Consider the following 25196-nt stretch of genomic DNA (forward strand, 5'->3'; position numbering starts at 1 on the left):
TCGCCATGGCATTCATGAAACGCAAGCCGATATCGCCGAAGCAGGAAAGCCGACTGCCGTCCGCCGGGACAGGCCAGAGCGACGATGCGGGCGACTGGGACGACGCCCTGCTCAACACGGGGACGGCGCTGCTGGCCCCCGGCTGGGCGCGCCTGCTCGTGACGCTGGCGGCCGTGCTGCTGTTCGTCTCCACGCTGACCGTGCACCTGGCTTTGTCGCAGCAATGGGTGTTCGCCATCCTGTGTATGGGCGTCGCCGTTTTTCTGAGCCGCGTCCGGGGCCGGGTGCTCACGGTGTCGCTGGTGGCGTTGTCGGTGTTCGTGTCCTTGCGCTACCTGTACTGGCGCGTGACGCAGACGCTCGGCTTCGCGAGTCCGCTCGACCGGACCTTCGGCTATCTGCTGCTGGCGGCGGAGGGCTACGCCGTGCTGATGCTGTTGTGCAGCTACTTCCAGACGCTCTGGCCGCTGCATCGCCGGCCCGTGCCGCTGCCCGCCGACACCTCGCTCTGGCCCACGGTGGATGTGCTCATTCCGACCTACAACGAGCCGCTGGAAGTCGTGCGCCAGTCGGTGCTCGCCGCGACGCTGCTCGACTGGCCCGCCGACAAACTGCGCGTCTATCTGCTCGACGATGGCCGCCGCGACGAGTTCCGCCAGTTCTGCGAGCAGGCGGGCGTGGAGTACCTGACGCGTGCGGACAACAAGTACGCCAAGGCGGGCAACCTCAACGCGGCGCTCGCCCGAACCAGCGGCGAATTCGTCGCGGTGTTCGACTGCGATCACGTCACGACGCGCTCATTTCTGCAGGTCTGCATGGGCTGGTTCCTCAAGGATCCGAAGATGGCGATGGTGCAGACGCCACACGTGTTCTATTCGCCGGATCCGTTCGAGCGCAACCTCGAAACCTTCCGCAAGGTGCCCAACGAGGGCGACCTGTTCTATGGCGTCCTGCAAAACGGCAACGACCTCTGGAATGCCGCGTTCTTCTGCGGCTCCTGTGCGGTGCTGCGCCGTTCGGCGCTCGACGATGTGGGCGGCGTGGCGACGGAAAGCGTCACGGAAGACGCGCTGACCGCGCTCAAGATGAGCATGAAGGGGTACAACACGGCTTATCTTGCGATCCCGCAGGCCGCGGGCCTCGCCACCGAAAGCCTGGGCCGCCATGTCGGCCAGCGGATTCGCTGGGCGCGCGGCATGGCCGAAATCTTCCGCCAGTTCAATCCGCTTCTGATCAAGGGGCTGTCGGTGCCGCAGCGGCTCTGTTATCTGAGCGCGATGATGCACTTCTTCTTCGGCTTGCCGCGCCTCGTGTTCCTGATCACGCCGATGGCGTATCTGTTCTTCGGCGCGCACGTCTTCCACGCGTCGGCGCTAATGGTGCTGGCCTATGCCGTGCCGCACCTTGTAATTTCGAGCGTCGGCGCGTCGCGCATCCAGGGGCGTTTTCGGCACTCGTTCTGGAGCGAGGTCTATGAAACGGTGCTGGCGTGGTACGTCGTCGTGCCCGCGCTCCAGGCCGTGTTCTTCCCCGGCAGCAAGGGCTTCAACGTGACGTCCAAGGGCGGCGTGATCCGCCAGTCCTTCCTGGACTGGGCGATGGCGCGGCCCTATATCGGCCTGCTGCTCATCAACCTGGCCGGTTTCGTGGTCGGTGTCGTCGGCCTGATCCGCAGTCCCGGCTGGCCCGAAGCGATGAGTATCGTGTTCAACCTGGTCTGGGTGATCTACAACGTCATGAACCTGAGCGCGGCGGCGGGCGTCGCGACCGAATCGAAACAACTGCGCCTCACGCCGCGCGTGCCGATCGAATTGCCGGCCGCCGTGCGGCTGGCCGATGGCCGCCACGTCGCCTGCCAGACCAGCGACTATTCGCAGGGCGGTCTCGGCCTCGTGCTGCCGGAGAATGCGCCGATGCCCGAGCGCGGCGAGCGCATCCTCGTGTCGGTGTTCCGCGACGACTACGAAGGCAAATTCCCCGCCGAAGTCCAGGTGTGCCGTGGCCGTACCGTGGGCGTGAGCTTCCCTGTACTGACGATCGATCAGGAACGCGACCTCATGCGCGTGACGTTCTCGCGCGCCGATAGCTGGATTGCGTCGTGGGGCCGCTATCGTCCGGACCGGCCGCTGCGCAGCCTGTTCGAGGTGCTTACGGTGGGCGTGCGCGGTCTGAAGGATCTGTTCCGGCATCTGCTGCTGGGCGGGCGCGCGCGCCTGAGCCGTGTAGCGGGGACTGGCGAGACGGGATCGAAGCAATCGTGAGTTCCATCTACTTGTCGACTTTGCGCGCCTTGACGCGCACGCGCCGGTTGGCGCCCATGTGGGGTTCGGTGCTGGCTGCGCTCGCGCTCGCCGTCAACATGGGGCTTGCCGAAGCTGCGCCTGTTGCGTCGGCGGCATCAGTTGCGTCGCAAGCGGTGACGGCTGACGCACCGGCGCAGCCCGATGCCGCCGACACCTACACTTACCGCGTCCCTCTGCTGCGCGATAACGGCGCGCAAGGGCTGACCTTGCGCGGCGACGACGCCTACGGCGGCATGGATTTCGGTCTGCGCGAGGACGAACGCGTGGTCAGCGCGCGCCTCGTGCTCGACTATCGCTATTCGCCGAAGCTGCTGCCCGCGCTCTCGCATCTGAACGTGCTGCTCAACAGCGTCGTGAGCGCGACCATCCCGCTGCCCGAACCGGCGCCGGGCGCGCCGGTGACGACGACGGTCGATCTGCCGGTCCCGGTGCTTACCGACTTTAACCATCTGAACCTGGAGTTGATCGGCCATAGCAAGGCGAGCGACGCGGGCTACGATCCCGAGAGTCCCGATCTGTGGCTCAAGGCCGGCCCGAACAGCGCACTCGAACTGACCGTCGCGCCGATCAGCCCGGCGAGCGACCTGTCGCGCCTGCCCGCGCCGTTCTTCGACAAGCGCGACGAGCGCCGCTTGAACCTGTCCGTCGTGCTGCCGCGCGCGCCGCGTGCCGATCGCCTCGAAGCCGCGGGCATCGTGAGTTCGTGGCTGGGTGCGCAGGCGGGCTATCGCGGCTCGCACTTCGGCGCGAGCCTGGGCGCGCTGCCCGCGCACGGTCAGGCCGTGGTGCTGGCGCTGCGCGACGAGTTGCCTGGCCTGGGCCTCGCCGCGCCGACGGCGGACGGTCCGACGATCGCGATCGTCGCCAACCCCAACGACCCCAACGGCCGGCTGCTGCTCGTCACGGGCCGCGACGAAGCGCAGATCCGCACGGCGGCGACGGCGCTGGCGCTCGGCGCGAAGACGCTCTCCGGCACGCAAGTGCGCATCGACGGCCCGGTCAACGTCGCGCCGCGCAAGCCCTTCGACGCCCCGAACTGGCTGCCCAGCGACCGACCGGTGGAACTGGGCGAACTGATGCCGGCCGACCGTTTCACGGTCCAGGGCTTGCGCCCCGGCGCGATCGACGTGGACCTGCGCCTGCCGCCGGGCCTGTTCGGCTTCGACAGCAGCGGCGCGGTGCTGGATCTGCACTATCGCTATACGGCGCGTCCGCAATCGTCGCGCTCGGTGCTGCATGTGCTGGCGGGCAACACGCCGATCGGCACTCTGGCGCTGCCCGGCGACGCCTCCGACGGCCACGCCGTAATGCGCATTCCGCCGTATCTGCTGCCGCCATTGACGACGCTGCAATTCGACTACCAGTACGAGGCCGTCAAGACGCAGGACCGCTGGCTGGACGTAGCGGGCGGGCCGCTTCTGAGCGCCATCGATCCGGCTTCGACGATCGACATCTCGAATTTGCCGCGTTATGCCACCATGCCGGATCTGCGCGCCTTCAGCGATGCGGGCTTTCCGTTCACGCGCCTGGCCGATCTGTCCGAAAGCGCGGTGATCCTGCCCGCCCAGCCGGTCGCCGACGATTATTCCGCGTACCTGACGCTGATGGGCAGCATGGGTCAGGCGACGGGTTATCCGGTGCTCGGCGTGACGGTGGCCGGTCCGCAACAGGTCGAAGCGCTGCGTCACAAGGACCTGCTCGTGCTGGCATCGGGCGACAACCAGCCGTGGCTGAAGACATGGCACGACGATCTGCCGCGCGGCTTCTTCGGCCCGGATACGCGCTCGGACCATGGCTTTGCCGCGTGGTGGGACAGGCTGACCGGCGGCCAGGCAAGCGCGAGACACGCGGTGGACATCGCCGCGCTCTATCGCAGCGACGACCATGACGGCATGGTGGCCGGTCTCCAGTCGCCGCTCGCGCGCGGGCGCAGCGTGGTGGTCGTGTCGGGCAACACGCCGGGCGGCCTCGACGCGGTCGTGAGCATGTTGCAGGCGCGCCGTTACCGCGCCGACGACACCATCAGCGGCAGTCTCGTGATCGCGCACGGCGGCGTCCTCACCACGCTGAACGCGGACCAAAGTTATTTCATCGGCAAGCTGCCGCTGCGGCTCGCCGTGCAATGGTTCTTCGCGAGCCATATCGTGCTGCTGCTCTTGGCGACGCTTGCCAGCGTCGTGCTCATCGGTCTGCTCGGCGGCGTGCTGCTGCATCGGCGTGCCCTGAACCGGCTGGACCTGGACATTCCCCAGACATCGCAACGTGAAGAAGGACGACGAGGTTCTCATGTTTAAAAGACGGCCTGACATCTCCCGGGCACGCCTCTCGCGTCGCCTGACTCCGGAGGCGGGCGGACCTGCGCGGTCCGCGTGGCCGGCGCTGCTGCTGGGCTGCGTCTTCGTTGCGGCGCCGGTGGTCCAGGCCGCGCAACCGGCCGCGAGCGGCAAGCCTGCGGCGAACATGGCTCCTGTCAACGCGCCCGCGCAGCCGGCGGCCGACGCGAGTGCCGCTGTATCGACCGCCGCTGTATCGACGGGACCGGCCACCACCGTGACCTACACGTTGCAGCAACTGGGCGCGCAATACGCGCTCAACCTGCGCGGCGTGGACGGCAGCAACACGCTGCCGGTGAACGTGCGCGACGACCAGGTCGTGAGCGGCGCGCGCCTGAATCTGCGCTACGCCTATTCGCCGGCGCTGGCGCCCGATCTCTCGCACATCAACGTGCTGGTCAACGACCAGGTCGCGGCCTCGATCGCGGTGCCGAAGGAGACGGGAGGCCAGAGCCTGCAGCGCACGATCGCGCTGCCGCCGTACCTCTTCACGTCCAACAGCAAGTTGCGTCTGCAACTGATCGGCCACTACACGACGCAGTGCGAAGACCCGCTGAATTCGAGCCTGTGGGCCAACATCAGCAACGAAAGCACGCTGAGCATCGACACGCAGCCGCTGCCGCAGGCCAACGATCTCGCGCGTTTGCCGACGCCTTTCTTCGACGGTCATGACATCCTCCGTCTGAACCTGCCGTTCGTGTTCGCGGGCAACCCCGATGCCGCCGCGCTGGAAGCGGCGGGCACGGTGTCGTCGTGGTTCGGGGCGCTCGCCAACTATCGCGGCGCGGATTTCCCGGTGTCGCTGTCCACGGTGCCCGTGCAGGGCAACGCGATCGTCATCGTCGAAGGCGCGGATCAGGCGTCGCTCGCGGGCGCGCCGCTGCAAGGCCCGACGCTCGCCATCGTCGCCAATCCGAACGACCCCAACGGCAAGCTGCTGCTCGTCATGGGCCGCGACGGCAAGGAACTCAAGCAGGCCGCCGATGCGCTGGTGTCGGGCAGCCAGACTTTGTCGGGGCCGAGCGCGCTCATTACGCACTTCACCGGTCTCGCGCCGCGCAAGCCTTACGACGCGCCGCGCTGGCTGCGCACGGACCGTCCCGTGTCGTTCGGCGAACTGGTCGACGCCAAACAACTGGGCGTGTCGGGCTATAGCCCCGACCTGATCCGCATCAATACGCGCGTGCCGCCCGACCTGTTCGGCTGGCATGCGAGCGCGGTGCCGATCGACCTGCATTACCGCTACACGCCGCAGCCGTATATGGTGAATTCGTCGCTGCTGTTCAGCGTCAGCGACCAGTTCATGAAGTCGATTCCGCTGCTGGCGCTGGAGCGCCTCGAAGGCGCCGACAAGCTGCGCGCCGAAGTCCTGCCCGACAGCAGCCTGCCGCGCCAGGCGAAGCTGGAGGTGCCGCTGGAGACGCTCCTGCAGCCGAACACGCAGTTGCAGTTCCGCTACATGTACGACTACATCAAGCAGGGCGAGTGCCGCGACATCATCATCGACAACGTGCGCGGCGCGATCGATCCCGAATCGACGATCGATCTGTCCGGGTACCCGCACTACATGGCGATGCCGAACCTGGCCGCCTTCGCGCAGGCCGGTTTCCCGTTCACGCGCATGGCCGATCTGTCCGGCACCGATGTCGTGCTGGGCGCCAACGCGGGCGCGCAGGAGTACAGCACCTATCTGGCCGTGATGGGCCGCATGGGCGACTCGACCGGCTATCCGGCGAGCGGCGTCACGGTGCTGCGCGGTCAGCGCATCGACGCGATGCCCCCGGACAAGGATCTGCTCGTGATTGCTTCGGGCGCCGATCAGGCTTGGCTCAAGGACTGGGCGCCGTACATGCCCGCCGCCTACGGCCACGGCGCGCAGTTCTCGCTGTCGGATCTGCCGGGCCGCGTGCGCGGCTGGTTTCATTCGAACCCGCGTCTGGACGCCGAACCCAGCCGTCTTTCGCTGGCGTGGACGGGGCCGGGCGTGAGCGCCGTGCTGGCGGGTTTCGAGTCGCCAGCGGAGAAGGGCCGCAGCGTCGTCATGCTGGTCAGCAATCAGCCTGAAGGCTTGAAGGATGGGGTCTCGGCGCTGCTGGGCGTGCCCAGCTACGACAAGCAGCCGATCCAGGGCAGCCTCGTGTCGATTCGCGGCCAGGAAGTCGATTCGCTCGTGGGCGAGCACACCTATTACGTCGGGCGTCTGGGCCTGTGGCGCGGGCTCGACTGGTGGCTCGCCTCGTTCGGTCTGTCGCTCGCCTGGCTGCTCAAGGCGCTGGGTGTGATCGCGCTGATAGCGATTGCAGCGGGCGGCTTTGGTTTCCTGCGCGGCCGCCAGGCCCGCCGCGATGCCCAGTCCGAGGCGCGACTGCGTGCCGCGGCGCTCGCGCAACGCGAAAAGGCGCAGCAAGAGCAGGCGCAGCGCGACGAATCTCAGCGCGAACAACATTGATCCGGGATCAGGAAAAGTCCATGTCAGTCAGCCGCCGCCAGGCCTGCATTCTGGGTTTGTTGCTCACCACGGCCAGCCATCCCGTGTGGGCGCAGGACGCCACTTCCAGAATGCTGCTGGAACAGGGCCGCTATTGGCAGGCGCACGACAAGCCCGATCTCGCCGCGCAGTCGTGGCAGAAGCTGCTGTTGACCGACCCTAAGCAGCCCGAAGGATTGTATGGGATGGCGTCGGTCGCCATCGGCAAGAAGCAGTTTTCGGCCGCCAACGACTATCTGGCGAAACTGCGCGCCGCCGCGCCCGATAGCCGCTTCGTGCCGCTGCTCGAACAGGATCTGCGTCTGGCCGTGGAGCCCGGCAAGTCCACGCTCGCCAAGGCGCGCCAGATGGCGCAGGACGCGGTCAACCAGAACGATACGAAGGCGCTGGCCGCCGCCATCGCGCAGTACGACAAGGCGCTGGGCGGGAAGGTGCCGCAGGGTGCCGTGGCGCGCGAGTACTACACCTACCTGGGCTACACCGAAGGCGGTGTGGATCAGGGCATTCAGGGCCTCCAGCGCCTGGACGCCGAAACACCCAACGACCCGTATACCATGCTGGCGCTGGCCCAGCATCAGGTGCGCGACGAGCGCGAGCGCGCGGCGGGCGTCGCCTTGCTGGAAAAGCTGGCCACGCGTGCGGATATCGGCGGCGCGGCCACGGAAGCGTGGCGTTCCGTGCTGACGTGGATTACGCCCACGCCGAAGAACAAGTCCTGGTTCGAGGACTATCTGAAGCTGCATCCCGATGACGACGAAATCCGTCATCAGATGCTCTCGCCGCGTGCCGCGAGCGCGAATGGCAACGCACCCGCGGCGCCCGTCATGGACCCGCGCCTCACGCGCGGTTTCGCGGCCTTCAAGGCGGGCGACGTGACCACGGCGGAGCAGCAGTTCACCGACGTGCTGCGCGACAAACCCAGCGACACCGACGCGCTCGGCGGTCTGGGACTGGTGCGCATGCAGCAGGGCGATCTGGCGCAGGCGCAGACGCTGCTCGCGCGCGCGGCGTCGCATCCGGGCGCGGGCGCGAACTGGAGCCGCGCGTTGGCCTCCGCGCGCTACTGGCTGCTGGTGAATCAGGCCGAGGGCGCGCAAAGCGTGGGCGATTACACCGCCGCACGGCGCGATCTCGATCAGGCGCTGCGCATGGACCCGGCGGAGCCTGGCGGGCGCAACGCATCGGCGCGTCTGTACGCGGTACAGGGCGATCTGCCGCGCGCCGAAAAGGTCTATCGCGAAGTGCTGGCGGGCCATCCCGACAATCGTGAAGCCGTGAGCGGTCTGGTCGATATCCTGGCCGAAACAGGGCGTGCCGACGAGGCTCAGAAGTGGGTGGACGGCATGACGCCCGCGCAGCAGGCCAGCATCGGCGGCCTCGATCGCCTGCGCGCCACCGTCGCCTCGGGACGCGCCGATGCCGCCGAACAGCGCGGCGATCTGGAGACGGCGCAGCGCATTCTCGAAGACGCCCAGCGCAGGGATCCCGACAATCCGTGGCTGCGTCTGGAACTGGCGCGCTACGAACTGAAACAGGGCCACGCGGACCAGGCGCGCGAACTCGTCGATGGCCTGCTGGCCTCGAACCCCGACAATCCCGATGCCCTCTATGCGAGCGCGCTGCTGGCGATGCAGATGGGCGACTGGACGCGCGCGCAGGACACGATGGCGCGCATTCCCGGCGCCGCGCGCACGCCGAACATGGTCGCGACGGCCCAGCAGATCGACTTCCAGGCGGTGGCCGCGCAAGCCTCGCAACTGGCGCACGACGGCAATCTGGACGACGCGCGCAGTATGCTGGCGCGCCTCGAAGCATCGGCGGGCAAGGACCCGGCGCGTGTGAGCGCGCTGGCTTCGGCTTATGTCGATGCGGGCAATCTGCCGCGCGCCATGAGCCTGATGCACGCGCTGATGCCTGACGGCGTGAAGGGCAGCGGTCCCGACGTGCAACTGGCCTATGCGGGCCTGCTGCTCAAGACCGGCCAGAACGTGCAGGCTCAGGACGTGATGCGCGGCTTGCAAACGCAGACGCTGAGCGCCGATCAGCGCCGTCAGCTTGACGATCTGAATTACCTCTACGCCGTGCGCCTCGCCGAACAGCAGCGTCAGCAGGGCGACCTCGCGCAGGCCTACGACACGCTCGCGCCGATTTTGGCCAAACGCCCGAACGACAGCCTCGCCAACGCGGCGCTGGCGCGCATGTATGCCGCCGATGGCCAGTACGCCCCCGCGCTGGCGCTCTACCAGAAGGCGCTGTCGAACGATCCCGACAATCCGGGCCTGCAACTGGGCGTCGCGATGACGGCGGTGCAGGCCGGCAACAGCCGCGTGGCGGATGCAGCCTTGAAGCAGGCGATCGCGAAGGCACCGAACGATCCCGACATCCTGGCCGGGGCCGCGCGCATCTACGTGATGCAGGGCAAGACGCGCGAGGCGCAGTCGCTGCTGGAATCGGCCATTGCCGCGAAGGAAAAACGCATGGGCGTGCAGGCGCGGAGCGTGCACGTCGCGGGCAATCCGTTCGTTCATGACGACGATGAGCGCCGTCGCCGGATTCGGGACACGCGCCAGGCTGCGCTCGATGCGTCTGGTTCGCAGGGATTGGCGGCTTCTGCGGGCGACGGCGTGTCCGCGAGCAACGCTTCGAACAGCGCCTTGAACGATGCTGGGCCATCGTCCCAGGCCGTGGCTTCGCCCACATCTGCGCGCGAGCGTTCTGCGGCGCGTGCAACGTCGTTGCCTTCGGTAGCAGGCACGCCGATCGGCACGCAGCCGACCCAGGACGAAGTCGCGACGACCCAGCCCGACGACGGCAGCACCTCGCTCGACGAAATGCACCAGGAACTCGACGACATTCGCGCGCAGCGCTCGCCGGAAGTGCGCAGCGGTCTGTTCGTTTCGACGAACAACAGCGCGGGCGGCACCTCGCAACTGACCAGCGTGCAGATGCCAACCGAAGTCATCCTGCCGGCCGGCAACGGCAAGCTGTCCGTGCGCGTGACGCCGGTGGACCTGCAAAGCGGCACGCTCGGCGCCGATGTCTATAGCAGCAGCCAGTTCGGCGGCGGCCCTTCGGCGGCGCTGGCGCAGAAGAATGGCACGGTGCCGGCGCCGCCCTCGCAGAGCGCCCGTGGTGTCGGACTGGGTCTGGGCTACGAGACGCGCAACTGGGCCGCCGATATCGGCACGACGCCGTTGGGCTTCCAGTACACGGGTATCGTTGGCGGCGTGTCGTACAAGAGCGCCATCGATGCGACGCAGGGTAGCTGGTTCAACGCGGGCGTGTCGCGCCGCGCCGTGACCGACAGCATCACCTCGTTCGCCGGCACGAGCGATGCGCGCTCGGGCCTGAGCTGGGGCGGCGTGACGGCCACCGGCCTGCATGGCGCGATCGGCCTCGACAATCACGAATACGGCTTCTACGGCTATGGCTCGGTGAAATATCTGGATGGCCATAACGTGCAGTCCAACGAGGGCGCGGAAGTCGGCGGCGGCACGTACTGGTATCTGCTGCGCAATACCAACAGCATGCTGACCGCGGGTCTGAACCTGAGCGGCGAGTTCTACCGCCACAACGAGAACAACTTCACGTACGGCAACGGCGGCTATTTCAGCCCGCAGCGCTACTACGCGTTCACCGTGCCGATTACGTGGGCGCAGCGCTCGGATCGCTGGACCTACAAGTTGCAAGGGTCCGCGGGTCTGCAGTATTTCCGTCAGTCCGCAGCGCCGTATTTCCCGACCGACAGCGGGCTGCAGTCGGCGGCGGCCTCGGCGGCATCGCTGCTCGAACTGGGCGACGGCGCGATTCATCCCGCGCAATCCTCGACCGGCATCGGCTATAACCTGCTGGCGACAGCCGAATACCGCTTCAGCAACCATCTGAGCGGCGGTGCGTCGGTGGGCGCGAATAATTCGTCGAGCTACCGGCAGTGGGTCGCGGGTCTTTATCTGCGCTTTAGCTTTGCGCCGCAGACGAAGTCGCTGGACATGCCGGTCATGCCTTATCAGTCGCATTACAGCGATCAGTGACGTCGCCGATATCGATCGTTTTCAGGAGTTAAAGATTCATGCTTGCTTCCGTACTGGCGGGTCTTAGCATTCTCATCGTCGGCGATAGCCATCTGAGCGAACCGGGCTATCTCATCGACACCTTGCAGGATCAACTGGTCGCCGCCGGCGCCCAGGTGCATACCTATGGTGTGTGCGGCAGCACGCCCGGCGACTGGGTGAAGTCGGTGCCCGGTACCTGCGGCGGCGCGACGCGCAACGGCAAGGCCGCGCTCGTCGTCGATCACAACGCGAAGACGCAGCCCATCGATCAACTGATCGCGGCGAACAAGGCCAATCTCGTCATCGTCGTCGAAGGCGACACCATCGGCGGCTATGGCAAGGACGATTTCCCGAAGACCTGGGCCTGGCAGCAGGTCACGGCGCTCACGCAGGATCTGGCTGCCAGCAAGACGGCGTGTGTGTGGGTCGGCCCGGTGTGGGGCACGGAAGGCGGTAAATACCAGAAGACCTTCACGCGCGTGAAGCAGCTTTCGTCGTTCCTCGCAACCAACGTCGCGCCGTGCGCCTACATCGATTCGCTCACGTTCTCGAAGCCAGGCGAATGGGCGACGGTGGACGGCCAGCATTTGACGACGACGGGCTACAAGTACTGGGGCGGCGACATCATGAAGGCGCTGGTGAAGCTGCCGGTCGTGCAGCAACATAAGTAATCCCCACTATCGGTTTCCAATCCTAACCATTCGAACCATTCGAACCATTCGAACCATTCGAACCATTCGATAACCGGCCGCGCCGGATCAGGAGTTTCGTGTGCCTGCAGCAGCATCGGTCTTGTTGGGCCTTTCCGTACTGGTCATCGGCGAAAGCCATCTGACCTTGAACAACCATCTGCGCGAGCCGCTCGTGCAGAGCCTGCAGGCGCAGGGCGCCGCGCACGTGCATGTGATCGGCGCGTGCGGCGCGAGCCCGGCGCGCTGGCTCAAGAGCACGCCAGTGGATTGCGGCGCCGACCAGGTCGACAAGCGTCCCGCCACGGTGCTCGGCAAGGAGGCGCAGACGACGCCCATCGCCGATCTGATCCGCGCCGATAAACCCAACGTCGTGGTGGTGATCGAGGGCGACACCATGGGTTCGTACGACAAGCCCGCCTTCCCCAAGGCCTGGGCGTGGCAGGAAGTCACGAGCCTTACCAGGGCCATCGCCGACACGCACACGGCATGCGTCTGGGTGGGACCGGGCTGGGGCAACAACAGCGGGCAATTCGCCAAGAGCGACGAGCGCGTGCGAGAGTTGAACGCGTTCCTCGCGAATAATGTCGCGCCTTGCTCGTACATCGATTCCACGACGTTCGCCAGGCCCGGCCAGTGGCAGACGCTCGACGGCGAGCACTACACGCAGATGGGCTACGTCGCCTGGAGCAAGGCCATCGTCGCGGCCATGGAGAAGGCGCCTACGGTTCAAGGGTTGAAGAACAAATGAAAAACGTCTATTCCCGTTTGTCTGGTTTTTTGCTGGGCGGCCTTGCGCTGTCCACCTTGTCCATTGCGGGCCTCGCATCGGCTGCCGATATTCCGCTGTACCCGAGCGGACCCGCGCAGGATTCCTCGTTCGTGCGTTTCGTCGATGGCGGCTCGCATCCGGTCGAGGTGACCTCGGCGGGATCGAAAGCGCGCCTCGCGCTCGACGCCGCCAATCCGGCCAGTCATTTCTTCCCGATCGCAGCGGGCAAGCCGGTGGCCGGGATGCTTGCGAGCGGCGGGACGCATCAGGATGTGAGCGCAACGGTGCAGCCCGGCGAGTTCGTCAGCATCGTGGCGCTCGACGGCACGCATGCCGTGACGGTGCGCGAGAAGCCGGACGATTTCAATGCGCTCAAGGCCTCGGTGGCGCTCTATAACCTCGACGCGCGTTGCACCGCGCCCACGCTGAAAGTAGCGGGCCGCGACATCGTGCTGCTCGACGGCGTGGCCGTGGGGCAGGGCAAGCGCCGCCAGGTCAATCCGGTCACGCTCTCGGTGCAACTGGTCTGCGGCGGCCAGGCGGTGGGTCAGGCGCTGAGCCTGGGCACGCTCGTGGCGGGGCAGCGCTATACGGTGTTCCTCGTGCCCGCCGGGGCGCAGTCGCGCATCTTCTTCGCCAACGATGCGCTGAACCACTGAGTCACCAAGCCACTGAGCGCGTTGCCCTTCTTGCGCGTCGTGGCTCCCCATCGAGCACGACGCGCCGCGCGGATGCGTCGGCCCGGACTTCTCCTTCGACTGAGAACGATGCATGGTTTTTGCGTCCCTCGAATTCCTGACGCTGTTTTTGCCGGCTTTTCTCGCGCTCTACGTTGCGTCGCCCGCACGCTGGCGTAACGGCGTGCTGCTCTTTTGCAGCTGGTTTTTCTATGGCTGGTGGAGTCCGGTCTTTCTGCTGCTGTTCATCGCGCTGACGTTCTGCGGCTGGCTCGGCGGCGTGGTGATCGACCGCGCGCCCAACGCGCGTGCGCGCGGGTGGTGGCTCGCGCTGTTCATCGCCGTGAACGTCGCGACGCTGTGCTGGTACAAGTACGCCAACATCGTGGTCGATAGCCTCGACAATGTTCTCGCGCTGGGCCACGCCGGACCGCTTCCCTGGAAGCACGCCGTGCTGCCCATCGGACTGTCCTTTATCGTGCTGCAATCGATTTCCTACCTGATCGACGTGCAGCGCGGCACTGTGTCCGCCGATCGCAGCGTGATCCGCTACGGCGCCTATCAGGGAATGTTCGTACACCTGATCGCCGGGCCAATCATCCGTTACGCGTGGGTCCAGCGCGAACTGGTTTCGCGCACGGTGGACTGGGACGGCTTCAGCGCGGGCGCGCGGCGGCTCATGATCGGCATGAGCATGAAGGTGCTGGTGGCCGATACGCTTTCTCCCATTGTCGATGCGGCTTTCGGCCTGCACGCACCCACGCTTGCGGATGCGTGGCTCGGCTGCGGTTTTTATACGCTGCAACTGTTCTTCGATTTTGCGGGCTATAGCGCGATGGCGATTGGCCTCGGGCAGATGCTGGGTTTTCGCTTTCCCGAGAACTTCAACCATCCGTATCTGGCCAGCAGCATTCAGGACTTCTGGCGGCGCTGGCATCTGTCGCTGTCGAGCTGGATCCGCGACTATCTCTACATCCCGTTCGGCGGAAATCGCCACGGCGAATTCAACACCTGCCGCAACCTGTTGCTGACGATGGGCATTGCGGGCCTGTGGCATGGCGGCGATAGCTGGAATTTCTTGCTGTGGGGTCTCGCGCACGGCGTGGCGCTGATCGTGGCGCGTCTGTGGCGACGTTTCGGTATGCCAGGGGTTCCGCTCGCGCTTTCGCATGTGCTCACGCTTGTCTTCGTCATGCTCGCGTGGACGCTGTTCCGCGCGCAGGGTTTTCATGCGGCGCTTGCCATGTACGGCGGGCAGTTCGGTTTGAACGGTATCGGCTTGAGTGACATGCTGGTCGTGCTGCTGCGGCCCGTGCATGCGCTGGCCGCCGCGCTGGGTATCGTCTGCGTGCTATTGCCGCTCTGGCAGCAGCGTTGGGACAGTCTGCCCGACACCGCGCCGCGCAGAGTGTGGGAGGCCGTGTGGCCGCTCGCGGGTTTTCTGCTGTCGTTCGGGCTGATCGTCGCGCGCGGCGCCGTGCCCTTCCTTTACTTCCAGTTCTGACGCCATGGAAGACCCCAAACCGCTGCCTCAATTACCCGCCACGCGCGCGGGCAAGATTGCCGCTGTCGCCCTGATGGTGTTCCTGTTCGCGGGACTGCTGTGCAACCTCCGCTTCGCGGCGACCGCCGAATCGCTGTTGCCGCAAGCCGTAACGCGCACGGGGCTGCTGGATGGCGCCGTATCAAAGGCGCTCGCGAACCGCATGGCCGATACGCCGATTGCTGCCGACGCCGCGCGCGTGCAACGCGCGCTCGGCTGGCTCATGCTCGGCGACCTGGGACCGCGCGTGCGCCAGGGCTGCCCCGGCTGGCTGTTCCTGCGCGACGAGTTGAACGTGTACCCCGATGCCGAGCGCCATCTCGCCACGCGCGCCGATACGGTCGCGGCCGTGCAGCGGGAACTGGCGAAGCAGGGAATCGCGTTGCTCGTCGCCGTGGTGCCCGACAAGTCGCGTATCGAACCGCAGCATCTGTGCAGTCTCTATCGGCCTGTGTCGTTGAACGCGCGCCTGGGCGACTGGACCGCGCGTCTGGCCGCCGGGCATGTGAGCGTGCTGGATCTGGGCGCTGCGCTGCGCAGTGTGGCGGGTGACGCGTTTTTTCGCACCGACACGCACTGGACCCAGAACGGTGCGGGCGCGGCGGCGCAAGCGGTGGCGCAGCGCATTCGCGCGATGAATGTGCCGCTGGGGTCGAGCCAGCCCGGCTATCGCGTCGTGGAGAAACCTGCGGCCCGCAGGCCCAGCGATCTCGTGCGGCTCGCGGGCCTGGAAGCCTTGCCGCCGTCGTGGCAGCCCAGTCCCGAGATCGTGACGAGCCGCGCGTATCTGCACGAAGCGCAGACAGTCGCGTCAGCCGACGATCTGTTCGGCAACGCCGATCTGCCGAATATCGCCGTGATCGGCACGTCGTATTCGACGACCTCCGATTTCGTCCCGCAACTGGCTTTGGCGCTGGGGACGGGAGTGGGCAATTTCGCGCGTGAAGGCGGCAAGTTCGGTGGCTCGGCGCGTGCGTATTTCGCGAGTCCTGCTTACGCGCAGACGCCGCCCAAGCTCATCGTCTGGGAACTGGACGAGCGGGACCTGGAATCTCCGCTTGAAGCGGAAGACAGCGTGGTGGTGCCGGGCGCCAGACACGTCGCCGGTAAGGCAAGCTGACTACGTGCTGCGCTCCAGTCGGCAGCGGTTTGGCTGCCAACTGGATGACTACGCCTGAACGGCGATCAGGTATTGGAACCCGTCACGTTCAGGCCGCCGGCGCCGCTGAAGGTGAGGGTGTCGTTGGTGTTCAGCACATTGTCCCAGGCGCTGCCGCGCGACGTCACGATCTGCGAGCCATTGGAAAATGCGCCATCCGAACCCGACGACACCACGAGGCCGTTGAGAAACGGATTCTGCGAATTGCCGTATTCGACGGTTTGTTTGCCGCCTGGCGGCAATGACACCGCCACGATTGGACCGGATTGATTCGGCTCCGAACCGACACGCGAAACCAGTTCGACTGCAAGCGCGAGGCCACTCTGATTGACGAGCTTCTTGTAAGCCATGATTCGCCATCCTTATTAAAGTTGATGCGCGTTGGTCTGCCGACGGTCTGCACATGACCCTCCACGAGCGCGCGGCAGTTCGCACTCAGGCAGGGTGATCAGCGAAGGGGATCGATGGTCGCGGTGAATCACCGCGTAGTCTGGACTTCCCCGATAGTCCTGCGTGACGGATTGCATGATGAGGCTGGCTGGCAGTGAAGACTCGTGGTCCTCCAGGCCTGTCGCTTTTCTTGTGAAGAAAATATAGGCGATACGAAGCGGTACGCAGTTCGATAAAAGGCCTTCCTACCCAGGTTGATAGGGGCTGCAAAATTCGACGTGATGCGCGGCGAGCAGACGTTCACGGTCGAGGTTGTGCGGCGTAAGGTCGATGTCGCGGCCGATGCGGCGGCCTTGTGAGTGTAGTGAGCGCCGGTGTGTCAGACCGATGGCCCGGCTGGCTGCCGGGTATCGCCTGGTGCCCTTATAATGGCGCGGCGCTTCGGGGAGCGCCGTCTCACACACTCTCTCTCGTTATGGCGGCGGGCTTTTGTAAATTCGCCCGCGCCCCCCGCCTTGATTCTCGAATCCATGAAGAAAAAACGCTGGATTGTGCTGCTGCTCCTGATCCTTTCGGCAGCGGCAGCGGCCCACTTCCTACGCCCGCGCTACACGCCCGCCGAGCGCGACCAGTACACGGCGCTGCTGTGCCACGTCGTTTCCAATGGCAGCCATGATCCGGGCAAGGACATGCAGGACGTCATCGAGAATGGCAACTCGGACTACGCGCTGCAGAAGCTCGACTACAACGAGGCTGCCGCGAATGACGCACTGGCGCGATTCGCGAAGCTCGACGCCGCCCAGCAACGCGACGCGGCCCAAAGCAACGTCGATTGCCAGCGCCTGCTAGGGCTGAATGTGCAGTGATCGTGCCGGTTGCCTGTCTGGATCAAGCCGCCGTGCGCCCGCCGTTCACGCGCAGAATCTCCCCCGTCATGAAACTGGCCTGTTCCGAGCCGACGAAGCGAACCGCATCGGCGATTTCCTCGGGGTTGCCGGCGCGCTTGAGCGGCACCCCTGCGAGCAGGGCGGCCTTTCGCTCCGGGTTCGGCGTGAAACGGTCCAGCATGGCGGTCTGCACGGGGCCAGGCGCTACGGCATTCACGCGCACGCCGAACGGCGCGGCTTCCAGCGCGGCGGATTTCGTGAGTCCTTCCACAGCATGTTTACTCGCTACGTACAGTGAAACATTGGGCGCGCCGCGCGAACCCATCGTCGACGATATGTTGACGATGCTGCCGCTGCCTTGCGCCGTCATCGCGCGCAGTTCGTGCTTCATCGCGAGCAGCGTGCCCAGCACGTTCGCATCGAACACCGCGGTGTAGCGCTCGGGCGTGAGTTCGGTGATGGGACCGGCTTCGCCTTCCGTGCCTGCCGCGTTGACCGCGATGTCGAGGCGGCCAAAGCGTGCCAGCGTGTGCTCGACCAGGGTATGTACTTCGTCTTCCTGACTAACGTCGGCATGAACGTATTCGGCTTCGGCGCCGAGTTCGCGCAGTTCGTCCGCCAATGCGCGGCCAGCCTCGTCGCGTCGTCCGGAAACGACCACGCGGGCCTTGTCACGCGCGTAAGCAAGGGCGATGGCGCGGCCGATGCCAGTCAGCGCGCCGGTGATCAGAACGACAGGTTGGGTGCTCATGATAAGGCTCCAGTGAGTGTTTTGCGGTGTGTATCCGGCTTCAAAGCTTCGAGCCGCCGTCCACGCGAAGCGTGTCGCCGGTAATCCAGCGAGCGTCGTCCGAGGCGAGGAAGGCGATGGCGCCGGCGATATCGTCGGGGCGGGCGACGCGTTGCAGCGCCTGGATGCCGATCGTGAAATCGCGTCCGGCGTCGGTGCTGGCGAATGCCGACATCTCGGTGGCGACAACACCCGGCGCGACGGCGTTCACGCGGATGCCGCGCTCGCCCAGCGCAGCGGCGAAATGCAGCACGAGCGTGTCGATGGCGCCCTTGGTGGCGGCGTATGCGCTGAGTTGTCCGACCGAGGAGTGGGCGGCGAGCGACGAGAGCAGCACGACGCTGCTGCCTTCGCCCAGCACGGGCAGCAACTGTTGCACGAGGAAGTAGGGCGCGCGCACATTCACGGCGAAGAGTTCGTCGAAGTCCGCCACCGTGGTGTCCTGGACGCTCAGTTCCTTTGCGATGCCGGCGTTGGCAACCAACACGTCAAGCCGCTCGCCCACGAGTTCGCGCACGCTAATGGCGAGCTTGTGCGGGCCGTCGGCGGCGCCCATGTCGGCCTGCACCTTGTCGGCGCGACCGCCTGCGGTCCGGATCGCTTCGACGACTTCGTTGGCCGCCGCTGCGCCGTTGTTATAGTGCACGAGCACATAGGCGCCTTGTTGCGCGAGGGCGAGGGCGCTAGCGCGTCCAATCCCGCGCGATGCGCCGGTGACGAGAGCGGTCTTTCCGTTGAGCTTCGACATGATCCATTCTCCAGAGAGCTGAGTGGGGCGCAATGAGCCGTAAAACGCTGTGCCTGCAAACCAATGTAGCGGCGGGCCGTTCGAATGAAAAAGACTTTGTAAGCGGGTGGCCATGCCCGGAAGGCATGGCCACCCGGCCACCCGCCGCGATTTACGCCGTGGCCGAGGGCCGCGCCGAGACCTCTTCGTACCAGCGCTTCAGCGCACCATGACGATCGGAAAGCGGCATGGCGAACGCCTTCGTCGCGAAGTCCACCGTCGCGAGCGTGGTGATGTCGGCGGCGGAGTACGTTTGCCCGGCCACGAAATGCGATGCCTCCAGACGTGCGTTGAAATCGTCGTAGAAGTTTTCAACGCGCTTGCGGCTGCGCGCCACGATGTCGGGAATCTGCTCATACGCGTGCGGGCCGGAGAGCGCGCGGCCTTTGAGGCCCGCCGCTGCGTTGCGCACGCCCTCCATGACGCTCGCGAAGCCGTCCAGCTCCGCGCGGCGCTCCCACATTGCGACGAGCGCCCTGGTGCGCGCGTCGTGTCCGAGCAGCGGCGTGCCGGGATAGGCCTCCTCCAGGTAACGCCAGATCGCCGGGACTTCCGCGATAGTCGTGCCGTCGTCCAGCACGAGCGCGGGGACCTGGCTGCGCGGATTGATCGCCTTGAAAGCTTCGGAGAACTGCTCTTTTGCGCCTAGATCCACGGAGCGCGTCGGCACGTCGATGCCTTTTTCGGCGATGAAGATCCGCACGCGCCGCGCGTTGGGCGACGCCTTCGATTCGTAAAGCAGGGGAGATGCGTTTGTCATGTCTGCAAACCTAGATGTTGGTGGCGTTACGCGGCGACGCTTTGGGGCGCGGCCGGATAGTCGATATAGCCGCGGTGGTCGCCGCCGTAGAACGTGTCGCGGTCGTAGGCGTTGAGCGGCAGGCCGTGACGGATGCGGTGAGGCAGGTCCGGGTTGGCGATAAAGTGACGCCCGAAGGCGACGAGATCCGCGTCGCCGGCTTCGACGATGGCCGCCGCCGTCTGGGGCGTAAAGCCGCCGGCCGCGATGATCGGCCCGTGGAAAAACTCGCGAAGCTCGCGCGCCGCGACGGCATGCGCGCCTTCTACGATTTCCTGGCTGCCGGACACGCGCGGTTCGATTACGTGCAGCCACGCGAGGCCCAGTTCATTCAATGCGCGTGCCGCGTGCGCGAAGGTCGCGGAGGAATCGCTGTCCGACATGCCGCCGAACGTGCCGCCAGGGGCCAGGCGAACGCCGACGCGTTCGCCGCCGAACACCGAGGCCGCAGCGGCGGTCACATCCAGCAGGAAGCGCGCACGATTTTCGCGCGAGCCGCCGTAAGCATCCGTGCGCCGGTTGGAGCCGTCCTGCAGGAACTGGTCGACGAGATAGCCATTCGCGCCGTGAATCTCGACGCCGTCGAAACCCGCCGCCTGGGCGCGCGCCGCCGCGTCGCGGAATTCGCCGATAGCCACTTCGATGTCGTGCAACGTCATTTCCCGTGCGGGCGTTGCGCTTTGCCAGCCATCCTTTGTATGAGCCAGCCCGTCGAAGGCCAGCGCCGAAGGCGCGAGCGGCGCCGCGCCGCCGGGTTGCAGGTCGCTATGCGATTGACGGCCCGCATGATAGAGCTGCAGGAAAATGCGCGCGCCTTTTGCGTGCACGGCATCGACCACGCGTTTCCAGCCGGCGATTTGCGTATCGGCATAGATGCCCGGCGCGCCCAGATAACCATTGCCGCGTACCGACACGGCCGTGGCTTCCGCGATCAGCAGGCCACCTTCGCTCGCGCGCTGCGAGTAGTACTCGACCATCAGGCTGCCGGGCACGTCGCCGGCTTCCGAGCGCATACGAGTGAGGGGCGCAAGCGCGACGCGGTGCGAGAGCGTATAGGGACCAATCGTGGTCGAGCTAAAAAGGGACGTCATGTGTATTCTCCGATTATCGGTTCGTAATACGAAATAAATTGAATCGAACGAGGATGGAAAAGGGCGATCGCGGGACTAGAGCCGCGAGCCGCCGTCGATACGCAGCGTGTCGCCGGTCACCCAGCGCGCCGCATCGGAAGCGAGAAATGTGACGGCATCCGCGATGTCTTCGGGCTGGGCGATGCGCTTGAACGCCTGCATGCCCAATGCGGTTGCGCGTCCGGTGTCGGTCTTCGTGAAGTTCGACATGTCGGTGGCCACCACGCCTGGTGCGATCGCGTTCACGCGGATGCCGCGCGGACCCAGCGCCGAGGCGAAATGCGTGACAAGCGTATCGGCCGCGCCTTTGCTGGCCGCATACGCCGAAATCGCGCCAACGGCGGTGCGCACGGCAAGCGACGAGAGCAGGACGATGCTGCTGCCCTTGCACATCGTCGGCAGGAGTTGCTGGACCAGGAAGTAGGGCGCGCGCACATTCACGGCGAAGAGATCGTCGAAATCGGCGACGCTCGTGTCTTCGATCCGGGCCGCCTTCGAGATGCCTGCGTTGGCCACGAGAATATCGAGCCGGTCGCCGACGATGGCGCGGACGTGCCGCGCCAGGCGATGCGGGCCTTCGGCGTCGCGCAGGTTGGCGCCCACCTTTTGCGCTTTGCCGCCTGCGGCGCGAATCTCGGCGACGACGGCATCGGCGGCGGACTCGGCGCTGCCGTAATGCACGAGCACCTGTGCGCCGGCCCGGGCGAGCGAAAGGGCAATGGCGCGGCCGATGCCACGGGAAGCGCCGGTAACGAGCGCGGTCTTGCCGGTAAGCTGGGTCATGGCGAATCTCCTGACGATGAGTGAGGCCATACCCGCAAGCGATGGCTTTCGGGTGTCGGCAGCGCGTGGGCTGGGCTTGTTTCCCGCCACATCGGCTGCCATGTGGCGTACTCTAGAGCGCGCTTGCGCGCCGGGAAAAGACTTTGTAGGCTTGCCGGCATACCTGCGAGGCATGGCTCAACTGGAGGCGTCGATGGAATTGCGGCATTTGCGGTATTTCGTGGCGGTGGCGGAAACCGGCAGCCTGACCGTCGCGGCGGAGCAGCGGCTTTTCACGTCGCAGCCGTCGCTGAGCCGCCAGATCCGCGATCTGGAAGACCAGGTGGGTGTCGAGCTGTTCAGCCGCAGCGCACGCGGCGTGGAACTGACCGCGGCCGGCCGGGCTTTTCTCGACCATGCGCGGCTTGCGCTCGCGCAGGTGGATGCCGCCGCGGAGGCGGCGCGGCGCGCGGCCAGGCCCGAGCGCAAGGTGTTCGCGCTGGGCTTTCTCACCGGGCAGGAAATGACCTGGCTGCCGCGCGCGATGAGCGTATTGCGCGACGAGTTGCCCAATATCGACGTAACCGTGTCGAGTTACTACTCGCCGGACGTCGCCGATGCGCTCGCGCGTGGCAAGCTCGATCTGGGCTTTTTGCGCGCGGAGCCAGGATTCGACCTCGAATACCGGGTGGTGAACCGCGAGCGGCTCATTGTGCTGATGCCGAGCGATCACCGGCTCACGGAAAAGGCGGTCATTCGCCCGCAGGACATCGCGGGCGAGCCATTCGTGATGGCGTCGAACAAGGCGCGCGTGCTGCATGAGGTGATCGTGGGTTATCTGCGGGCCCACGACGTGCAGGTGACCACCGAGCACGGCGTGGACAACCTGGCGATGGCGATGTCGCTGGTGGCTTCCACGCGCGGCCTCGCACTCATGCCCGAGTATGCGAACAACCTGCTGCCGTGGTCGGTCGTGAGCCGGCCGCTGGAGGGGGACGCGCCTACCGTCGATCTTGTCGTGGGGTACAACCGCGCCAACGCGTCGCCTACGTTGCAGTTGTTCCTGTCACGACTTGATGAACTCGCGCTGCCTGAAATCTAATTGCACCGGCTTCAGCAAAACTGTCACGGAAGTGTCACAATTCCGCCCTTGTCAAAGCCCGCGTTCGGCGCGGGCGTATTTGAGGGGCGAAGATGATTGGCAATTTCGAACTACTGTCGCGCCTGCTGATGGCAGCGCTGCTGGGCAGCGTGATCGGCTTTGAGCGCGAGCGGCTGAGCTGGGCGGCGGGTCTGCGCACGCACATGCTCGTGTGCGTCGGGGCGGCGCTCATGATGCTCGTGTCGGCTTTTGGCTTCGCCGACGTGCTGGGCGAAAAGAACGTCGTGCTCGATCCGTCGCGCGTCGCGGCTCAGGTCGTGTCGGGCATCGGGTTTCTCGGCGCGGGATCGATCCTGTTGCGCGGCGAAGTCGTGCGCGGTCTGACCACGGCGGCGAGCCTCTGGTCGGTCGCGGGGATCGGGCTTGCCGTGGGCGGTGGGATGTACACGGCGGCGATCGGCGCCACGGCGATTATCCTGATCATTCTGGCTGGCGTGAAGCCACTGGAGCGGCGCTTTATTTCCGTGCGGCAACAGCGCACTATCCAGTTGCTGGCCGAGCGGGGACGCGTGTCGCTGGACTCCGTTCACCAGGCGCTCGGCAGCGGGAGCGTGCGCGTGAAGCAGTTCATCGTCCAGCAATCCGAAGACGATGCGGAACTCGACGATGTGCAGATTGCTCTTTCGCGTGTCACGGCGAGCGAATTTGAACGAATCTGCTCGCGCCTGGCGAGCATGTCGGGCGTGCGCGATTGCCGGAACGAGAAATAAGGCGGGAGACACACATGACGCGTATCTACGATTACGAGGGCTTCAGGCTCGAGATATCCGTTGAAGCCCATTTCGCCAGCGGCGCAAAGCAGCTCGCGCAGCGGCGTCCCGGCTATATCGCCGTCGTGCGGATTTTCCAGTCATCCGGTATGCTCGCTACGTTTTCGCCCCTGCGTTTTGGCGAAACCGGCGGCCGGCCTTTCACGACCGAAGCCGACGCGCTCACGGGAGGACATAGTGCCGCGCGCAAGCTCGTCGATGATCTGTTCTGCTGCGATCCGCACTGACTTGATCAGTATGGCTAATTATCTTTGAGCCAGAATGATCTCAGCGACGTCTCTGGGAGAGTTCATGCGCCGCATAGACTGTCGATATCACGCCCAGCAGCACGGCAGTGACTGCAAATGATTCGCTCGCATGGGTTGCCGATGCGGCCGTGATCCCAAGACACCACAGCGCTATACCCACCACCGACAGGAGCAGCCCGAAGGCAAGCAACCACAACGTTGCCGCCGAGCGCGTTTGTAGTTTATGGGAGAGTTTCATTTACCATTCCCCGACCAACGATTGCTATTGATTGCTATTGCAAATCCGATTACGGCAGTTTTAAGTGCTGTGATATCAAGCGTAAGCGGGGCGGCCCGTTACGGCAAGTCGAACAAAATTCCGCAGTGCATTTTGTGCGCGTGAAGCAACACGAAACCTGCACCGGAACCGTCCGGTCATACGCGTAATCGGCGATTCGTCTTGCGGCAATCGTAGCTTTCAGGAAAGCGCTTTTCTCGTCGCCGATTTCGTTCCCTTCGAACCCGCCGCGCGCCCGGCCGTCCAGCGCCAGATCCACCATCCGGCAATCATCGAAGGCAGGAAATAAAGCGCTTCGATGTTCGGATGCGCGAGCAGTGCGATCGCTGGGCCGGGGCAATAGCCCGCCGCGCCCCAGCCAAGGCCGAAGATCGCCGCGCCTGCAATCAGCTTGCCGTCGATGGCCGTGGCGTCCGGCAACGCAAAATGGTCGGCCAGTAGGGGTTTCCTGCGGCGCAGGATGAAATGGAACGCGATGACCGCGAGCGTCACCGCGCCGCCCAGCACGAACAGCAGACTGCCATCCCAAGATCCGCTTACGTCGAGAAAACCCAGCACTTTTTGCGGGCGCGTCATGCCGGAGAGCGCGAGGCCGCCGCCGAAGAGCAGGCCGCACGCAAAGCTTGTCAGCGATTTCAGTGCGTTCATTGCAGTCCGAGTACGTGGCGTACGAAGAAGGTCATGACGATCGCCGTGATGAGGAACACAGCGGTCGCGACCGCCGATCGACGCGAAAAGCGCGCGAGCCCGCATACGCCGTGTCCGCTCGTGCAGCCGTGCGCGAGCGCGGTGCCATAGCCGGTTGCGAGGCCCGCGACGATCAGCAGCACGGGCGGAAATCCCACGCGGGCCTGCGGCGCGAGATCGGTGTGAGCGAACGCGCGGGCGAGCGCATAGCAGGCGGCGGCGCCCGCGATCAGACCGAACAGGAATGCGGCGCGCCACGCGAAATCGCGGCGCTCGCCCCAGATCAACTGGCGCGCGATGCCGCTGATGCCCGCGATCTTGCCGTTTAGCCAGAGCAGCAGGGAGGCCGACAGGCCGATCAGCAAGCCGCCGGCAAGAGCGCTCCAGGGAGTCAGATGTGTCATTGAAAAAAGGGTTCGGCGCGATAGCGAATGATACGGCAGGCTGTGCCGCCCGACTGGATCGAATCAGCATCGAAGCAGACCGCTCAT

22 protein-coding genes are annotated in these 25196 nt (G+C 65.7%); 13 read left to right on the forward strand and 9 right to left on the reverse strand.

Going from position 1 to position 25196, the window contains the following annotated elements; translation table 11 throughout:
* The first annotated feature begins 5 nt into the window (after positions 1-5).
* The 9 genes from bcsA to B0G62_RS26180 all read left to right on the forward strand — a co-directional run bounded on the left by bcsA (position 6) and on the right by B0G62_RS26180 (position 15977).
* Positions 6-2261, forward strand: a complete 2256-nt coding sequence (bcsA, locus tag B0G62_RS26140; RefSeq protein ID WP_244193377.1) for a UDP-forming cellulose synthase catalytic subunit — start codon at positions 6-8, stop codon at positions 2259-2261.
* Positions 2258-4597, forward strand: coding sequence for a cellulose biosynthesis cyclic di-GMP-binding regulatory protein BcsB (gene bcsB, locus B0G62_RS26145; RefSeq protein ID WP_244193378.1), 2340 nt, complete (start codon positions 2258-2260; stop codon positions 4595-4597). The genes bcsA and bcsB (B0G62_RS26145) overlap by 4 nt, the downstream gene beginning before the upstream one ends.
* Complete coding sequence (gene bcsB / locus B0G62_RS26150) at positions 4590-7085, forward strand: cellulose biosynthesis cyclic di-GMP-binding regulatory protein BcsB (RefSeq protein WP_244193379.1); 2496 nt, start codon at positions 4590-4592, stop codon at positions 7083-7085. Before bcsB (B0G62_RS26145) ends, bcsB (B0G62_RS26150) begins: the two co-directional genes overlap by 8 nt.
* 20 nt (positions 7086-7105) lie before the next feature.
* Positions 7106-11155 (forward strand): cellulose biosynthesis protein BcsC, encoded by a 4050-nt coding sequence (locus B0G62_RS26155; protein ID WP_103707076.1) that lies wholly within the window; start codon positions 7106-7108, stop codon positions 11153-11155.
* Positions 11156-11193: 38 nt separating this feature from the next.
* Entirely contained in the window at positions 11194-11847 is a 654-nt protein-coding gene (locus B0G62_RS26160) for an SGNH/GDSL hydrolase family protein (protein ID WP_103707077.1), read from the forward strand.
* A 100-nt stretch (positions 11848-11947) separates the two neighbouring features.
* The gene (locus tag B0G62_RS26165) at positions 11948-12616 is read left to right on the forward strand and encodes an SGNH/GDSL hydrolase family protein (protein ID WP_167401341.1); all 669 of its coding nucleotides are present in this window, start codon (positions 11948-11950) and stop codon (positions 12614-12616) included.
* Positions 12613-13296: an alginate O-acetyltransferase AlgF gene (locus B0G62_RS26170; protein WP_103707078.1), complete on the forward strand. Its 684-nt coding sequence runs from the start codon at positions 12613-12615 to the stop codon at positions 13294-13296. Before B0G62_RS26165 ends, B0G62_RS26170 begins: the two co-directional genes overlap by 4 nt.
* Before the next feature lie 112 nt (positions 13297-13408).
* Positions 13409-14818, forward strand: coding sequence for an MBOAT family O-acyltransferase (locus B0G62_RS26175; RefSeq protein WP_103707079.1), 1410 nt, complete (start codon positions 13409-13411; stop codon positions 14816-14818).
* 4 nt (positions 14819-14822) lie between these two features.
* Entirely contained in the window at positions 14823-15977 is a 1155-nt protein-coding gene (locus tag B0G62_RS26180; RefSeq protein ID WP_103707080.1) for an alginate O-acetyltransferase AlgX-related protein, read from the forward strand.
* Between the two features lie 65 nt (positions 15978-16042).
* On the opposite strand, the gene B0G62_RS26185 is transcribed toward B0G62_RS26180, so the two are convergent.
* Positions 16043-16366, reverse strand: a complete 324-nt coding sequence (locus B0G62_RS26185) for a hypothetical protein (protein WP_103707081.1) — start codon at positions 16364-16366, stop codon at positions 16043-16045.
* A 570-nt stretch (positions 16367-16936) separates the two neighbouring features.
* On the opposite strand from B0G62_RS26185, the gene B0G62_RS26190 reads away from it, so the two are divergent.
* A complete protein-coding gene (locus B0G62_RS26190) occupies positions 16937-17272 on the forward strand; it encodes a hypothetical protein (RefSeq protein ID WP_103707082.1) in 336 nt (111 codons plus the stop codon).
* A 22-nt stretch (positions 17273-17294) separates the two neighbouring features.
* Here B0G62_RS26190 and B0G62_RS26195 read toward each other — a convergent pair whose 3' ends face one another.
* The 5 genes from B0G62_RS26195 to B0G62_RS26215 all read right to left on the reverse strand — a co-directional run bounded on the left by B0G62_RS26195 (position 17295) and on the right by B0G62_RS26215 (position 21582).
* Complete coding sequence (locus B0G62_RS26195) at positions 17295-18044, reverse strand: SDR family NAD(P)-dependent oxidoreductase (protein ID WP_103707083.1); 750 nt, start codon at positions 18042-18044, stop codon at positions 17295-17297.
* A 40-nt stretch (positions 18045-18084) separates the two neighbouring features.
* Entirely contained in the window at positions 18085-18831 is a 747-nt protein-coding gene (locus B0G62_RS26200) for an SDR family NAD(P)-dependent oxidoreductase (RefSeq protein ID WP_103707084.1), read from the reverse strand.
* Positions 18832-18982: 151 nt separating this feature from the next.
* Positions 18983-19630 (reverse strand): glutathione S-transferase family protein, encoded by a 648-nt coding sequence (locus B0G62_RS26205; protein ID WP_103707085.1) that lies wholly within the window; start codon positions 19628-19630, stop codon positions 18983-18985.
* A 26-nt stretch (positions 19631-19656) separates the two neighbouring features.
* On the reverse strand, positions 19657-20760 hold the full coding sequence (locus B0G62_RS26210; RefSeq protein WP_103707086.1) for an alkene reductase: 1104 nt from the start codon (positions 20758-20760) through the stop codon (positions 19657-19659).
* Between the two features lie 75 nt (positions 20761-20835).
* Entirely contained in the window at positions 20836-21582 is a 747-nt protein-coding gene (locus B0G62_RS26215) for an SDR family NAD(P)-dependent oxidoreductase (RefSeq protein ID WP_103707087.1), read from the reverse strand.
* A gap of 193 nt (positions 21583-21775) precedes the next feature.
* Here B0G62_RS26215 and B0G62_RS26220 point away from each other — a divergent pair, with 193 nt between their 5' ends.
* The 3 genes from B0G62_RS26220 to B0G62_RS26230 all read left to right on the forward strand — a co-directional run bounded on the left by B0G62_RS26220 (position 21776) and on the right by B0G62_RS26230 (position 23720).
* Entirely contained in the window at positions 21776-22663 is an 888-nt protein-coding gene (locus tag B0G62_RS26220; protein WP_103707088.1) for a LysR family transcriptional regulator, read from the forward strand.
* Between the two features lie 92 nt (positions 22664-22755).
* Entirely contained in the window at positions 22756-23433 is a 678-nt protein-coding gene (locus B0G62_RS26225) for an MgtC/SapB family protein (RefSeq protein WP_103707089.1), read from the forward strand.
* Positions 23434-23447: 14 nt separating this feature from the next.
* Positions 23448-23720 carry a hypothetical protein gene (locus tag B0G62_RS26230; protein ID WP_103707090.1) on the forward strand — a complete coding sequence of 91 codons (273 nt, stop codon included), beginning with the start codon at positions 23448-23450 and terminating at the stop codon, positions 23718-23720.
* Between the two features lie 40 nt (positions 23721-23760).
* Here B0G62_RS26230 and B0G62_RS26235 read toward each other — a convergent pair whose 3' ends face one another.
* From B0G62_RS26235 to B0G62_RS26245, 3 genes are all read right to left on the reverse strand, one after another.
* Positions 23761-23979 (reverse strand): hypothetical protein, encoded by a 219-nt coding sequence (locus B0G62_RS26235; protein WP_103707091.1) that lies wholly within the window; start codon positions 23977-23979, stop codon positions 23761-23763.
* Between the two features lie 219 nt (positions 23980-24198).
* Positions 24199-24666, reverse strand: a complete 468-nt coding sequence (locus B0G62_RS26240; RefSeq protein WP_103707092.1) for a DUF6691 family protein — start codon at positions 24664-24666, stop codon at positions 24199-24201.
* Positions 24663-25148 (reverse strand): YeeE/YedE family protein, encoded by a 486-nt coding sequence (locus B0G62_RS26245; RefSeq protein WP_279629770.1) that lies wholly within the window; start codon positions 25146-25148, stop codon positions 24663-24665. The genes B0G62_RS26240 and B0G62_RS26245 overlap by 4 nt, the downstream gene beginning before the upstream one ends.
* Between the last annotated feature and the right edge of the window lie 48 nt (positions 25149-25196).

The sequence above is a fragment of the Paraburkholderia eburnea genome, from assembly GCF_002917095.1.
GTDB classification, from domain to species: Bacteria; Pseudomonadota; Gammaproteobacteria; order Burkholderiales; family Burkholderiaceae; genus Paraburkholderia; species Paraburkholderia eburnea.

Coding starts and splice junctions, on each gene's coding strand:
- bcsA (WP_244193377.1), top strand. CDS start 6: ATGGCATTCATGAAACGCAAGCCGATATCGCCGAAGCAGGAAAGCCGA.
- bcsB (WP_244193379.1), top strand. CDS start 4,590: ATGTTTAAAAGACGGCCTGACATCTCCCGGGCACGCCTCTCGCGTCGC.
- B0G62_RS26155 (WP_103707076.1), top strand. CDS start 7,106: ATGTCAGTCAGCCGCCGCCAGGCCTGCATTCTGGGTTTGTTGCTCACC.
- B0G62_RS26160 (WP_103707077.1), top strand. CDS start 11,194: ATGCTTGCTTCCGTACTGGCGGGTCTTAGCATTCTCATCGTCGGCGAT.
- B0G62_RS26170 (WP_103707078.1), top strand. CDS start 12,613: ATGAAAAACGTCTATTCCCGTTTGTCTGGTTTTTTGCTGGGCGGCCTT.
- B0G62_RS26175 (WP_103707079.1), top strand. CDS start 13,409: ATGGTTTTTGCGTCCCTCGAATTCCTGACGCTGTTTTTGCCGGCTTTT.
- B0G62_RS26180 (WP_103707080.1), top strand. CDS start 14,823: ATGGAAGACCCCAAACCGCTGCCTCAATTACCCGCCACGCGCGCGGGC.
- B0G62_RS26185 (WP_103707081.1), bottom strand. CDS start 16,366: ATGGCTTACAAGAAGCTCGTCAATCAGAGTGGCCTCGCGCTTGCAGTC.
- B0G62_RS26190 (WP_103707082.1), top strand. CDS start 16,937: ATGAAGAAAAAACGCTGGATTGTGCTGCTGCTCCTGATCCTTTCGGCA.
- B0G62_RS26195 (WP_103707083.1), bottom strand. CDS start 18,044: ATGAGCACCCAACCTGTCGTTCTGATCACCGGCGCGCTGACTGGCATC.
- B0G62_RS26200 (WP_103707084.1), bottom strand. CDS start 18,831: ATGTCGAAGCTCAACGGAAAGACCGCTCTCGTCACCGGCGCATCGCGC.
- B0G62_RS26205 (WP_103707085.1), bottom strand. CDS start 19,630: ATGACAAACGCATCTCCCCTGCTTTACGAATCGAAGGCGTCGCCCAAC.
- B0G62_RS26210 (WP_103707086.1), bottom strand. CDS start 20,760: ATGACGTCCCTTTTTAGCTCGACCACGATTGGTCCCTATACGCTCTCG.
- B0G62_RS26215 (WP_103707087.1), bottom strand. CDS start 21,582: ATGACCCAGCTTACCGGCAAGACCGCGCTCGTTACCGGCGCTTCCCGT.
- B0G62_RS26220 (WP_103707088.1), top strand. CDS start 21,776: ATGGAATTGCGGCATTTGCGGTATTTCGTGGCGGTGGCGGAAACCGGC.
- B0G62_RS26225 (WP_103707089.1), top strand. CDS start 22,756: ATGATTGGCAATTTCGAACTACTGTCGCGCCTGCTGATGGCAGCGCTG.
- B0G62_RS26230 (WP_103707090.1), top strand. CDS start 23,448: ATGACGCGTATCTACGATTACGAGGGCTTCAGGCTCGAGATATCCGTT.
- B0G62_RS26235 (WP_103707091.1), bottom strand. CDS start 23,979: ATGAAACTCTCCCATAAACTACAAACGCGCTCGGCGGCAACGTTGTGG.
- B0G62_RS26240 (WP_103707092.1), bottom strand. CDS start 24,666: ATGAACGCACTGAAATCGCTGACAAGCTTTGCGTGCGGCCTGCTCTTC.